This window comes from Natrinema limicola JCM 13563 (genome assembly GCF_000337475.1).
In the GTDB taxonomy this organism is placed as follows: domain Archaea; phylum Halobacteriota; class Halobacteria; order Halobacteriales; family Natrialbaceae; genus Natrinema; species Natrinema limicola.
This window is the reverse complement of the sequence record NZ_AOIT01000035.1, coordinates 65,967-79,032: the sequence shown is the minus strand read 5'-3', so window position 1 is coordinate 79,032 and position 13,066 is coordinate 65,967. Positions and strand designations below refer to the sequence as shown.

12 protein-coding genes are annotated in these 13,066 nt (G+C 64.4%); 1 reads left to right on the top strand and 11 read right to left on the bottom strand.

Going from position 1 to position 13,066, the window contains the following annotated elements; all coding sequences use genetic code 11:
• Nucleotides 1-236: 236 nt before the first annotated feature.
• The 7 genes from C476_RS09855 to C476_RS09820 form a co-directional block, all read right to left on the bottom strand.
• On the bottom strand, nucleotides 237-1,922 hold the full coding sequence (locus C476_RS09855) for an acyl-CoA mutase large subunit family protein (protein WP_008012414.1): 1,686 nt from the start codon (nucleotides 1,920-1,922) through the stop codon (nucleotides 237-239).
• An 88-nt stretch (nucleotides 1,923-2,010) separates the two neighbouring features.
• On the bottom strand, nucleotides 2,011-2,340 hold the full coding sequence (locus tag C476_RS09850) for a hypothetical protein (protein WP_008012412.1): 330 nt from the start codon (nucleotides 2,338-2,340) through the stop codon (nucleotides 2,011-2,013).
• Nucleotides 2,341-2,431: 91 nt separating this feature from the next.
• Nucleotides 2,432-3,016, bottom strand: a complete 585-nt coding sequence (locus C476_RS09845; RefSeq protein WP_008012409.1) for a GNAT family N-acetyltransferase — start codon at nucleotides 3,014-3,016, stop codon at nucleotides 2,432-2,434.
• 416 nt (nucleotides 3,017-3,432) lie between these two features.
• Nucleotides 3,433-3,636: a hypothetical protein gene (locus C476_RS18715; protein ID WP_008012408.1), complete on the bottom strand. Its 204-nt coding sequence runs from the start codon at nucleotides 3,634-3,636 to the stop codon at nucleotides 3,433-3,435.
• A complete protein-coding gene (locus C476_RS09830; RefSeq protein WP_008012407.1) occupies nucleotides 3,633-4,565 on the bottom strand; it encodes a M48 family metallopeptidase in 933 nt (310 codons plus the stop codon). The genes C476_RS18715 and C476_RS09830 overlap by 4 nt, the downstream gene beginning before the upstream one ends.
• Before the next feature lie 117 nt (nucleotides 4,566-4,682).
• Complete coding sequence (locus C476_RS09825; RefSeq protein ID WP_008012406.1) at nucleotides 4,683-5,609, bottom strand: hypothetical protein; 927 nt, start codon at nucleotides 5,607-5,609, stop codon at nucleotides 4,683-4,685.
• A gap of 140 nt (nucleotides 5,610-5,749) precedes the next feature.
• Nucleotides 5,750-6,403, bottom strand: a complete 654-nt coding sequence (locus tag C476_RS09820) for an HAD family hydrolase (RefSeq protein WP_008012405.1) — start codon at nucleotides 6,401-6,403, stop codon at nucleotides 5,750-5,752.
• 208 nt (nucleotides 6,404-6,611) lie between these two features.
• Here C476_RS09820 and C476_RS09815 point away from each other — a divergent pair, with 208 nt between their 5' ends.
• A complete protein-coding gene (locus C476_RS09815; protein ID WP_049911702.1) occupies nucleotides 6,612-7,799 on the top strand; it encodes an MFS transporter in 1,188 nt (395 codons plus the stop codon).
• 69 nt (nucleotides 7,800-7,868) lie between these two features.
• Here C476_RS09815 and C476_RS09810 read toward each other — a convergent pair whose 3' ends face one another.
• From C476_RS09810 to dnaK, 4 genes are all read right to left on the bottom strand, one after another.
• Nucleotides 7,869-8,612, bottom strand: a complete 744-nt coding sequence (locus tag C476_RS09810) for a hypothetical protein (protein ID WP_008012403.1) — start codon at nucleotides 8,610-8,612, stop codon at nucleotides 7,869-7,871.
• A 91-nt stretch (nucleotides 8,613-8,703) separates the two neighbouring features.
• On the bottom strand, nucleotides 8,704-9,537 hold the full coding sequence (locus C476_RS09805) for a ZIP family metal transporter (protein WP_008012402.1): 834 nt from the start codon (nucleotides 9,535-9,537) through the stop codon (nucleotides 8,704-8,706).
• Nucleotides 9,538-9,701: 164 nt separating this feature from the next.
• The gene (gene dnaJ, locus C476_RS09800; RefSeq protein WP_008012401.1) at nucleotides 9,702-10,880 is read right to left on the bottom strand and encodes a molecular chaperone DnaJ; all 1,179 of its coding nucleotides are present in this window, start codon (nucleotides 10,878-10,880) and stop codon (nucleotides 9,702-9,704) included.
• Between the two features lie 108 nt (nucleotides 10,881-10,988).
• Entirely contained in the window at nucleotides 10,989-12,929 is a 1,941-nt protein-coding gene (dnaK, locus tag C476_RS09795; protein ID WP_008012400.1) for a molecular chaperone DnaK, read from the bottom strand.
• Between the last annotated feature and the right edge of the window lie 137 nt (nucleotides 12,930-13,066).

Below are 13,066 nucleotides of genomic sequence, written 5' to 3'. Positions count from 1 at the left end.
ACCGTTGCGGTATCCGCGACGACATGTTCGATGCCCTATAGAACAGCGGTTGGCGAGAGCGTCGTCGTGGGTCCCGATGGAATCGGATTCGACAGCGACCGATACCGTCAGACGACGGTCCGTAAAAGATGTGCGTGCGTCTCGCGTGCGATCAGCGGCGATCTGTGGTTTCCGACCGGACAGCCGCCGACCGGGGTCAGTACCGATTCGGACTGTGGGTGCTCGAGTGTGTCCCGTTAGACCGCGCTGCCGGGCTGGTACTCGCCGAACTCGTCGCGTAGGACGTTACAGATCTCGCCGACCGTCGCGTAGGTCTTGACGGCGTCGATGATGTACGGCATCAGGTTCTGGTCGCTCTGGGCGGCGTCCCGCAGGGCCTCGAGTGCTGCATCGACGTCCTCGTCGTCGCGGTTTGCGCGGGTCTCCTCGAGGCCGTCGATCTTCCGTTGCTGGTCTTCCTGAGTGACCTCTTCGACGTCCATCTCGGGCTCTTCGTCCTCGATTTCGAACTCGTTGACACCGACGATGATTCGGTCTTTCTCTTCGATCTCGCGCTGTCGGTCGAAGGCCGTATCCTGGATCTGACGCTGGACCCACTGTTGCTCGACGGCCTCGAGCATGCCGCCGCGCTCTTCGACTTCGTCCAGAATTTCGTAGGCTTCCTCTTCGACCTCGTCGGTCAGGGATTCGACGTAGTAGCTGCCGGCAAGCGGGTCGATGGTGTCGGCTGCACCGGATTCGTGGGCAAGGATCTGCTGGGTGCGCAGCGCCGTGCGGACGGATTCCTCGGTCGGCAGGGCAAGTGCCTCGTCCTTGCCGTTGGTGTGCAGCGACTGGGTGCCACCGAGGACGGCCGCAAGCGCCTGGTAAGCGACGCGGACGACGTTGTTCTCGATCTGCTGGGCAGTCAGCATCGAGCCGGCAGTCTGGGTGTGGAACTTGAGCTGCTTGGACTTGGGGTCGTCGGGGTCGAAGCGCTCCTCGATGATGTCGTGCCACATCCGACGGGCCGCGCGGAACTTCGCGACCTCCTCGAAGATGTTGTTGTGGCCGTTGAAGAAGAACGACAGCTGGGGTGCGAAGTCGTCGACGTCGAGGCCGGCCTCGATCGCCGTCTCGACGTACTCGATGCCGTCCCCGAGCGTAAACGCCAGTTCCTGAGCGGCTGTCGAGCCGGCCTCGCGGATGTGATAGCCCGAGATCGAGATCGTGTTGAACTTCGGCGTCTCCTCGGCACAGAACTCGAAGATGTCCGTGATGATCCGCATCGACGATTCCGGCGGATAGATGTAGGTGTTGCGTGCGATGTATTCTTTCAGAATGTCGTTCTGGATCGTCCCTCGGAGTTCCTCGCGGTCGACGCCCTGCTGGTCGCCGACGGCGATGTACATCGCCAGCAGCACCGACGCCGGCGCGTTGATCGTCATCGAGGTCGAAACCTCGTCGAGCGGGATGCCGTCGAAGACGGTTTCCATGTCCTCGAGCGAGTCGATCGCGACGCCGGCCTTGCCGACTTCGCCGGCGGCCATGTCGGCGTCGGAGTCGTAGCCCATCTGGGTCGGCAGGTCAAACGCCATCGAGAGGCCGGTCTGGCCCTGATCGAGCAGGTAGTGATAGCGCTCGTTGGTGTCTTCCGGCGTCGAGAAGCCGGCGTACTGGCGCATCGTCCAGAGCCGCCCGCGGTAGCCCGTGGAGTAGACACCGCGCGTGTACGGCGCCTCGCCGGGATTCCCAAGGTCCTCCTCGTAGTCGAGGTCACTGACGTCCGCTGGGGTGTAGAGGCGATCGACTTCCTGGCCGCCCGTATCGGTCGTAAACGTTTCCTTGCGTTCGCCGAAGCGGTCGAGGACGGGTTCTACTTCCTCTTCGTGCCACTCCTCCTTGCTGGCACGGATCTCCTCGAGTTCGTCGGGATCGAACATTATCAAAAGCGTGGACGGCACGGGGCTTGAACTTTGATGAACACGCTCAGGGGCCCCCTATCGTGTCACTGGGCCGACCGGTGCACGTTTAGACGTTGTCGTCCGGTTCGTGTCGGGCGGCCATCCGTGAGGCTTCCTCGGCATAGCGAGCCTGCGTGTCCGGGTCGTCGACGGTCCCGAGCGACTCGGGCGGGACGCACAACCCGGCTTTGGTCTCGCGTTTCGGGCCCGTAAAACTGGTCAGCGCTCGCTCCCGGCGGTGATAGCGCCGGCCGTCTTCGGTCGCGTACACGAGGATAACGATGTTGAGTTCATCGTCCCCGTACGTTCGCTCGACGAGCCAGACGCGAACGTCGTCCGCGTCGTCGCGATCGGCGTGTTCGGTCTCGGTCGTTCCCTCGGATCCGTTCGCAGTCATGACTGTTGACTCACCGTCTGCATCTGGGTATGGATTTCGGCGTTCGACGACCCATTCACAAGTCCAGCATCGCTGTCGGTGTGTGCCACCGTCACTGGCCCGTATCGTACTTGTATGTCGCCGAGTCGGGATCGATGCCGAAGTCCTCGGGCGACTCCTTGCTGTCCGCGTCTTCGCGGCCTTCCGGCGCGCGCTTGAACGCCTCGCGGAGCCGTTCGGGCATCTGGAACTCATCGACGTCGATCCATAGCGGGACCGCGTCCGGATCGGACCCCTCGCGTTTGGCCTCGAGTCGATCCTGGAGCACGGTCGGTAGATCCGACTCCGAGATCCGCTGAAAGCCGAACTGGGCGAGATAGGCACCTTCGCCGGTCAGAGCGTAGACGGTATCGAACCCCTCGTCGCCGGCGTACTCTACGAGCCGTTCGATAACGTGGGCCCCGACGCCCTGTCCGCGCCAGTTCTCGAGGACGCCGATGCTAGTTAACTCACAGACATCGTCCGAGTCATCGGGTTTGTGGACGCGGATCCGGCCGAAGCCGGCTTTTTCGCCGGATGCCTCGTCGATAGCAACGACGTAGTCGCGAGAGCGAAACGCCGTCTCATCGAGTCCCATCGCCTCGATGTGATCCAGCAACCAGACTTCCTCTCTGTTTTTCGCGTCCCGAACGTACATGATTCGACGTAGGCGACGTGCAGCCAAAAGGGTTTGTGGGTTGCCATACCGTCGATCACGGTCCGTGTCCCTTGTGTCGGCTGGCGGGCCGGTCGTTCGACAGCTCGACGACGCTGATCGCACGGCCCTGTTCCAGATCCGACGTCCATTCGCAGCACAACAGGATTTGACATATATTGTATTCTGGATGCAGTCAAATTATGAACGGTGGGTAATACACCGAAACTAGGTCTGATACATCCGAATGATGTGGATGTGTGACACATCTGGCAAAGACTTATACTGGGCCATGACAACGAATAGCATACCATGGTGGAGTGTGAACACTGTGGCGATAACGTCTCCCGGCTTTTCACGCATCGACACCGGTCCGACACCATGACCCACCGCCGAACGCGAGAGGTCTGTGCGACCTGTCATCCGTCCGTCCCGAAGGCAGTCTGATCCGATCGTTCCGTCGAGAGATCCATCGCCGGCGGCGGGACGCACGCCGCGTGTCCGATCTGCTCGGGGGCCACGATTGTCGCCGATGACTCGCCGACGTGTGTCGACTGGGGGTGGACCGGCAAACAGTAGTCGTGCTCCAGCCCCGGAACCGGTTCGACCGGGTCAGCCGTCACTGAACCGTGACCGGTATTCGCGTCCGCTCGTCGCGTTCCCGTGCCCGCTCGAGCAGTCGTTCGATCCGATCGTCGGTCGAGGGATGCGTCGACAGCAGCCGAGTCATCGCGTCCTCGTCGGACTCAGTGTGGACGTACAGCGTCGAGAGCAGTCCACGCGGAGGCTCCGCCGCCCGCTGGATCGTCCGCAGTGCGCGGGCGAGTGCGACCGGCTTCCCGGTGACATCGGCAGCTCGCTCGTCGGCGGCGTACTCCCGCCGGCGCGAGTGAGCCCGAACAGCCAGCGTCACGAGCAGCAAGGCAGCCACCACGCCGCTCTCGACGAGTTCCAGCAGGCGGCCGAAGACCGTCCGCGACCACGACCGGGGGTCACCACGGAGCCACGCGAGCGCTCGTGCTGTGCCCACGATCGGTAGCAGAACCGGCGTCAACACCACGAAGACGACGCTGGCGAACGTTCGGAAGACGCTGTACGCGAGCGTCTGGACGAACGCGTCGTATCCCTCGAGATGAGCGAGTTCGTGAGCGACCAGCGTCTCGAGTCCGTCGAGCGACAGCAGCCGAAAGAGCGACCGATCGAGCACGATCACGCCGTCACGACCACCCCCCAGCGCGAAGGCGTTCGGGGCTGGCAACCGCGCGATCAGAATCGTCGGTGAGTCGACATCCATGCGCGCCTCGAGCCGATCGAGTCGCCGGTAGAACGCAGGTGCGTGCGATCGCGGCAGTTCGACTGCATCGATGCTCGAGAGCAACTGTTTCGTTCCGAACCGGTAGCTCAGATAGCCGCCGATCAAGCCGCCCCCGACGAGCACGAGCAGTGTCGTCCCGAGGCCGGGTGCCGACGTTCGAAGCACCGACAGCGCCCAGACGCTGACAGCTGCGAGGGAGAGATACCACAGCAACAGCAGGAACCCGATCAGGGCCATCAGGAGACGGGGCCCCGTCCCCGCTCGACGAGCATGCATCGTTCTCGTGGCGAACTAGGAACGGCTGATTGAAACGGATGTCGCCTCTCGAGACGGACGACGTACTCCTCGTCGCGGCTAGCCGTTCGACAGCGCTTCATCGAGTCGCTTCTCGATGTTGGCCAGTTCCTCGCGCAGGGCTTCCCCCTCGGTATCGTCGAGGTCGTCGATCCGGTCTGCGAGTCCCTGCAGCCGCGAGTACTTTTCGTCCTCGTCGACGCCTGTCTTCTGGATGTAGACGTCTTCGTCGACGTCGTAGACCTCGTCTTCTTCCAGTTCAGTCACCGCGAGGACGACGTCCAGTTTGTCCCGGTCGATGCCGGTGATCCACTCGCGGGGGATACCGCGGTCGTCGAGCGCGGCGAACACGGTTTCGGCATCCTTCGGCCGGCGACGCTCCCGCGTCGTCCGCCGGACGGTTCCGTATCGCCCGTGGCGTTGCTGGTCCGGCCCCAGCCGCTCGAGCAGCGGTTCGCGCGCCGAGCGACGCAGTCGATCGGTGCCGTGCTGGACATCGGATGTGAGGACGTACAGATCAGTCAGGGAGTCGGTCTCGAGTGCTGTGAACTCGTCCGTCTCGAGCCGTTCGAGCAGCGCCGCCAGAAGCAACGCGTCGTCGTGGACGCGTTCGCGCGGGGCCCGTGCGTCCGCCGCAGAAATGAGAAACGGACTCTCCCCGGCGACGGCATCGGGGTCAGAGCTGATCGTCCCGTCGTCGACCGCATACTCGTCGGTGAGGGTCACGACGCTTGCATACGGTTCGACCCCCGGCTGCAGTCGCTCGATAGCGATCGCCTCCTCCTCGAGTCGCTCGAGGACGACGACGAACTGTTCGCGCCAGAGCGACTGTCGCTCGCCGCTGTCCCCGAACCGCACGACGATCCGATCTGCTGCGGTTCGCTCGATGCCGAACGGCCGCTCGGAGACCGGTGTGATCAGTTCCGCACCCGGCTCGAGGGCTTCACACTGCTTCCGGAGGCTCGTCCAGGTGTCGTCGGGACCCATACGTCGTGTACGGCATGGAGGCGCAAAAAGCGCGGCCACGAATCTGCATCGATCCGGCGCTCGTCGGTTCCCGGCTGAGGCTCACGTCCGCTCGAGGCGGCGATCCGGAATCCGGAGGCCGTGGATCGAGAAGCAGGCCACTACCGGAGCGCAGCCGGAAGCTGCGACAGCGACGAGAGCTGATAGGTCGGCGTCGCATCTAAATCGGGCTCGTCGGCTTCGGGCCGCGAGATGAGCACCGAATCGATACCGGCGTTGTCGGCCGCGTGGACGTCGACGGCCCGGTCACCGACGTACAGCGCGGTCTCGGCCTCGAGATCGGCGATCGCGGCCTCGATGTTCGTCGGATCGGGTTTGCGTCGGGACAGTCCGTCGGGGGTCAGCGGACAGCCGTAGACGGTCTCGAACAGCGATCGGAGCCCGAATCGATCGAGCAGCGTCGAGACGACGGTCGGATGGTTGTCGCTGACGATTCCAAGGGGTGCCTCGAGCGACCGCATCGCGGCGACGTCGTCGTAGGCAGAGCGAAGCCCACGTTCGACTTCCTCACGCTGGACCTGGACCATCTCCCGGGCGGCCTGGGCACAGAACGAGTCCGTTTTGATGTCGAGGCTGTGACACCGCTGGGCGAGCGACTCGAAGTCGCCACGCATGAGTTCCTGAAACGTTTCGGAAGCCGGCCCAGAGCGACCGAATTTTTCGTAGGTTCGGCCGAGCGCGTCGTAGAGTCGCTGGGACGAGGGGTTCTCGACCACGACCCCGTCGAAGTCGAACAGGACCGCGTCGTATTGCATTGCTACCGGGTCGTATCGACTCCGAGGCTATAACCCTATCTGATGCTCTCGACTCGCGTGACGACTGTCCGCCACATCCAGTGGACCCTGCGCTCCGGCCCTGCTTCCGGAATCACAAACGCGCTACTGAATATTCCGATAGTTTGGAGCGGCTCGAACCGCCGGCTGACCGCAATCCTGTTGTGACTCGTCTGCCGAAGAAAGCGCAGTGGCAACCTCGAGACGGCTTCGACGAACGCTTTGGGTACTGGTGGCGGCAGCGACGCTGACAGTCATGGCGGGGGCAGTTCTCGGCCCGGTCGTGCCCCGGATTCAGCGCGAACTCGGCGTCTCCGGGCTCGCAGCCGGACTCGTTATCACGACTCACGGTGGCGTCATCGTCCTCGCGAGCCCGCTTACGGGGTCGCTCGTCGATCGGATCGGAGCCCGTCGGCCCTTCGTGGGCGGACTCGTCGTCTACGGCCTCGGCGGCGGTGCGGGGCTGTTCGTCGACTCGTTGTATCCGCTATTGGCCTCTCGGATCGTCCTCGGACTCGGCACCGCCGCGGTTTACACGTCGGTGACCGTGCTCATCTACGATCTCTACGACGGGCAGGCGATGGAACGGGCGCTGGGGTATCGCAGCAGTGCGAACAGTGCTGGCGCGGCAGTCTGGCCGCTGGTTGGCGGTGCGGCCGGGGCAGTCGCGTGGAACCTGCCGTTTGGCATCTATCTCATCGCGGTGCCGCTTGGCGTCGTCGCTGCCCTGACGATCCCCGAGATCGATTCGGCCGACGACACTCGTGACGGGGCCGCAGACGAGACCGGCGACGTCGCAGCGGTGCTTTCCGTGTTTCGCGACCGGCCGGCGCTCCCGCTCGTGTACCTGCTGTACTTCGGTGCGAACGCGTTGCTGTACGTGATCGTCGTGTTCTATCCACAGTTTCTGGCCGGTATCGACGTGACAGACTCCCTGAAGATCAGCCTCTATCTCGCAGCCAACGGCGCTGCCGGTGGTCTCTCGGCAATCACGTACGACCGCCTACTGCGGTACGTCGACCGATCGGCGCTCGTGCTGGCGGCGCTCGTCCTCTGGACCGTCGGATTCGGGATCGCAACCGCCGTCGGAACTCCCACGGGCGCGGTGATACCGGTGGTCCTGTTCGGACTCGGCGTCGGGCTGGTCTTCCCCTCGACGTTCGCATGGGTCGAAGCGTTCGCCCCGCCGGCACGGCAGGGCCAGTTCAGTTCGTACATCGCTTCCTTCGGCTACACTGGGCAGTTCCTCTCGCCGGTCCTGTTCGGGGCGCTCGTGCCGTTTGCAGGCGTCAGAGGCGTCTTCGTTGCCGCCGGTGTCGTCGCCGGCCTCGCCGCCGTCGGCCTCGGCACGAGCCGACTCCGGGGAGCGGCGACCTGAGCCGATCGGCCTCAGGTCCCGGTGCGGTCTGTGCTCCGAACACGGCGGGCCGAGCCCGGTGCGAACTCTCTACAGTGCGACAGAATCGAGATCGATACGGGTCGGTTCCGGCACCGACGCGGTCGACTCGCTCACGACGGCGTACGTCCCCCGTTCGGTCGGCTCCTCGTCCCCAGTAGGCAACACGATCACGCCTCTGGCCAGCAACGGCGCGATCACGCCGGCCGTGACGGTCCGTGGGTCCGACAGCGGTGCGCGGATGACCACGCGGTCACCGGCCTCGAGTCCAGCATCGTCGACGACCGCGTCTGCAGCCTCGAGGACCTCCTCGTGGGTCACCGTTTGCTCGCCGTCGGTCAGGATCGCCGTGTCGGGGTCGATCGATAGCGGCGGGAACGACGGGTTCTCGGTCCAGACGCCGGCATCGAAGTGGTGGACGTCCGGCGCGTCGGGCTTGTCGCCGTAGCCGACCCGCTGTGCGCCCCGTGGCAGGTCGTAGTCGTCGAGTTCGGTGACGGGTGCAACGAGCGCCTGGAACTCCTCGGCCTCGGCGAGGTCGGTCGGCGGCTCGAAGTGGGTCGTCCCCTCGAGCAGTGTCGTCCCCAAAAAGGCGAGTAGGGCCAGTGGGCCGTCACCGACGACGCCGACGGTGACACCCTCGCGAACGCCCGCGTGGCGCAGGAAGTTCCCGGATTTCCAGGCGGTGGTACACAGCCAGTGGTAGTCGTACTCCCGGCCCGTCACGTCGACGAGCCCGGTTCGGTCGTCGCGGAGTTCCCGGGTAAGTAGGTCGTCGACCGTCGCGGCGTTCATACTCGAACGTGGGAAGCGCGGGGAAAAAAGCGCGCCGACTCAGTTTTCCGGTACTGCCATCGAACGCCGTCATACGGCGGGCCGACCCTCGTTAGCCTAAGCTGATATCGAGATACAGCATCACGATCACGCCGGCCATCACGCCGAGCGTGGCGATCCGCTCGTAGCCGCGGGTGTGTGTTTCGGGAATGATCTCGTCGGAGATCACGAACAGCATCGCCCCCGCAGCGAAGCCCATCGCGTAGGGAAGTAATGGCTCGACGACGCTGACTGCCAGCGCACCGAGCACCGCTAGCGGAATCTCGACGACCCCGGACCGGATCCCGGCGAATACCGCGTAGAAGCGCCGATCCAGTCCGGCGTTGATCGCCGCCACCGAGACGGCGAGGCCCTCCGGGATGTTCTGGATACCGATCGCGAGCATGAGCGCGACCCCGTTCTCGACGTCACCGGAGCCGAATGCGACGCCGACGGCCAACCCCTCGGGCATGTTGTGGAGCGTGATCGCCAGGATGAACAGGACGACGGGAACCAGGCGCTCGTTGTCCAGGGGCAGCGACGTGCTCGGATCGGCTTCGTCCGTCCGCCGGCGGCCAGTCAGGAGATAGTGTGCGTGCGGGACGAGCACGTCGGCCCGATCGAGAAAGAGCGCACCCAGTGCGACGCCCACGAGCGTCGGGATCGGGTCACCACCGGAATACTGCTCGATTCCGGGGATGATGAGACTCGTAAACGCCGCGGCGAGCATGACGCCGGCCGCGAACCCGAGCGCGCCGTCGAGCGCCCGCTTCGAGGGGTCACGCCAGACGAGCACCAACAATGCGCCGAACAGATTCAGCGTCGCGATGACGATTCCGCCGACGAACCCCTGTATCACTGGATTGCTGCCGGCCACCTGCACGAACAGCTCGACGATCGACGTCATGTCGTCCCTCGAGTCACAGCACCACCCCGTCGCTCACTGACACACATTCGTTCGTGTGTACCAATGTCGTACATATAAAGTCACCAGCAGCTGATTCGACTGACAGCAGACCGTATGAGAAGCGACGACGAGACTAAAACGCGGATATGGATCCCAAAACCGCTCTAGAACGCCCGTTTGATCTTCTCGAAGAAGCCTTCCTTAATTTCGATCTCGTCGCCACCGGCCTCGGCGAATTCCTCGAGCGCCTCGCGTTGGTCCTCGTTCAAGCTCTCGGGGGTGACGACCTGCACTTTCACGTAGAGGTCGCCGTGGCCGCGGCCGCGCAGGCGGGGCATGCCCTTGCCCTCGAGGCGGAAGGTCTCGCCGCTCTGGGTTCCCTCGGGGATTTCGAACTCGACGGCACCGTCGAGCGTCGGCACGGAGACGGTATCGCCGAAGGTCGCCTGCGGGAACGAGATCGGCAGCCGATACCGAAGGTCGTCGCCTTCGCGTTCGAACTCCTCGTGCTCGCGGATCGAGACGTCGATTAGCAAGTCACCGTGGCTGCCACCGTCGGGGCTCGGCGCACCCTCGCCTTCCATCCGGAGCGTCTGCCCGTCCTGAATGCCCGGCGGGACCTCGACAGTTAGGGTCGCCTCGCTACGGACGTAGCCCTCCCCGCGACACTCATCGCAGGTCTCGGAGTAGATCGTCCCCTCGCCCTCACACCGGGGACAGGTCGTCGTCTGCTGGACGCGCCCCAGCGGCGTCTGCTGGACCTGTGTCACCTGGCCGCGGCCCTGACACTCCTGACAGGTCTCGGCGTCGGCCTCCGGCGGATGGCCCGCCCCGTCACAGACCGCACACTCTTCGGGCCGTTCGACCGTGAACTGCTTTTCGGCCCCCTCATATGCCTCCTCTAAGTCGATCTCGAGTTCGGTGCGCAGATCGCGTCCTTTGCGGGGGCGACGGCGGCCGCGGCCACCGCCACCGCCGCCGAAGACCTGTTCGAAGAGGTCCCCGAGGCCGCCACCGCCCATACCACCACCGCCCATGCCGCCACCCATGCCGCCGAAGGGGCCGCCGCCCATGCCACCGGCACCGCCAGCCTCGCTGGCGTCGAAGCCGTGTTTCTCGGCCTGTTCGTAGCGGTCGTGGCCCATCTGGTCGTAGGCCTGGCGCTTTTCCTCGTCGGTCAGGACTTGCTTTGCCTTCTGGATCTTCTTGAACTTCTCCTCGGCGTCAGGGTCGTCGCTGACGTCGGGATGATACTCGGTGGCCTTCGTCCGATACGCCTGTTTGATTTCCTCGGCAGACGCGTCGGGGCTCACGCCGAGAACGTCGTAGAAGTCCTCGCTCATTCGTTGTTCCACCGATACTCGGTTGAGACACTTGAAACGAACGTTCCCGCGAGCGCCCGTCTAGAATAGGAAATAGCGGGTCACGGAACCGCCGGCGAGCCGTTCTCGTTACTTGTCGTCTTCGTCCTCGTCGAAGCTGACGTCCTCGAAGTCGGCGTCGACGAACTCCTCGTCCTCATCGTCGGCAGCGCCCGCACCGGCGTCGGGACCGGGGTTCGGGCCGCCGCCCATGCCGCCCATGCCTGCACCGCCAGCGCCTGCGCCTGCCGCGCCGCCGGCAGCGCCGCCAGCACCCGCGGCACCGGCTTCCTGGTAGATCTGCTTGCCGATCTCCTGAAGCTGCGTGCTCAGCTCTTCGGTCGCCGTCTCGATGGCCTCGGCGTCGGCATCGTCGTCGTCGATCGTCTCCTCTAGGTCCTCGATCGCGGCCTCGATGTCGGCACGGAGGTCGTCGTCGACCTGCTCGTCGTTCTCCTCGAGCAGCGTTTCGGCGCGCTGGATCGTAGCCTCGGCGGTGTTGCGGGCCTCGATACGCTGGCGCTTCTGCTGGTCTTCTTCGGCGTGTTGCTCGGCCTCGCGTTGCATCTGCTCGATCTCCTCGTCGGAGAGGCCAGCACCGCCCTCGATGGTGATCTCTTCGCTGGTCCCGCTGCCTTTGTCCTCGGCAGAGACGTTAACGATGCCGTTCTCGTCGATCGAGAACGTCACTTCGATCTGTGGCGTCCCTGCAGGGGCCGGCGGGATGCCGGTCAGGTGGAACTCGCCGAGCAGTTCGTTTTCGGCGGCCAGCTCGCGCTCACCCTGGAAGACGCGGACCTGCACCGTCGTCTGGTTGTCCGCCGCGGTGGTGAAGATCTTCGACTCCTCGGTCGGGATCGTCGTGTTCTTCTCGATGAGCCGCTCGAAGAGCCCACCTTTGACCTCGATCCCCAGCGACAGCGGCGTGACGTCGAGCAGGACGATGTCGTCGACCTCGCCGCCGAGGACGCCACCCTGAATCGCCGCGCCCAGCGCGACGGCCTCGTCGGGGTTGACGTTCTTCTGGGGCTCTTCGCCGATGAGTTCCTCGACCTTTTCGGAGACCTGTGGCATGCGGGTCGAGCCACCGACCAGCAGGACCTCGTCGATATCGTCTTTGCTGTAACCAGCGTCCTCGAGCGCCTGCTCGGTCGGGTCGACCGTGCGGTCGATCAGGTCCTGGGTCAGCGACTCGAACTTGGCGCGGGTGAGCGATTCCTCGAGGTGGATCGGGCCGTCGTCGGTCGCCGTAATGAAGGGCAGGTTGATCTCGGTTTCCTTGCGCGAGGAGAGTTCGATCTTGGCCTCCTCGGCAGCGTCTTTGAGCCGCTGGAGGGCCTGGCGGTCCTCGCGGAGGTCGATGCCGTGTTCCTCCTCGAAGTTGTCGGCGAGCCAGTCGATGATGGCCTCGTCCCAGTCGTCGCCACCGAGGTCGTTGTCACCGTTGGTTGCGACGACCTCGTAGACGCCCCCACCGAGATCGAGAATGGAGACGTCGAACGTGCCACCACCGAGGTCGTAGACGAGCACGGTCTGGTCGGAGTCATCGTCGAGGCCGTAGGCCATCGACGCAGCCGTCGGTTCGTTGATGATGCGCTCGACCTCGAAGCCGGCGATCTCGCCGGCGTCTTTGGTCGCCTGGCGCTGTCGGTCCGAGAAATATGCGGGGACCGTGATGACGGCTTTCTCGACCTCGTCGCCCAGATAGTCTTCGGCGTCGCGTTTGATCTTCTGGAGGATCTTCGCCGAGATCTCTTCGGGCGTGTACTCTTCGCCTTCGATCTCGACTGTATAGTCGTCCTCGCCGATGTGGCGCTTGATCGAGGCGATCGTCTTTTCGGGGTTCTGGATCGCCTGATTCTTCGCCGGTTTGCCGACGAGCCGTTCGTCGTCGTCGGTAAACGCGACGACCGAGGGCGTCGTCCGTTCGCCCTCCGCGTTGACGATGATCTCCGGATCGCCACCTTCCATTACCGCGAACGCGCTGTTCGTCGTCCCAAGGTCGATTCCGAGAATCTTGTTGCTCGCCATTCTGGACGGGTATTGTGCGCACTTTGTTTTAAAGGTTACTAGGGACGAGTGGGCTGCGAATAAAACGTGGCTGTAGCCACTCACACGTCGAATTCCCGTAGTTTGGCTGCGGTAAAAACGGCCACCACGACCGGACA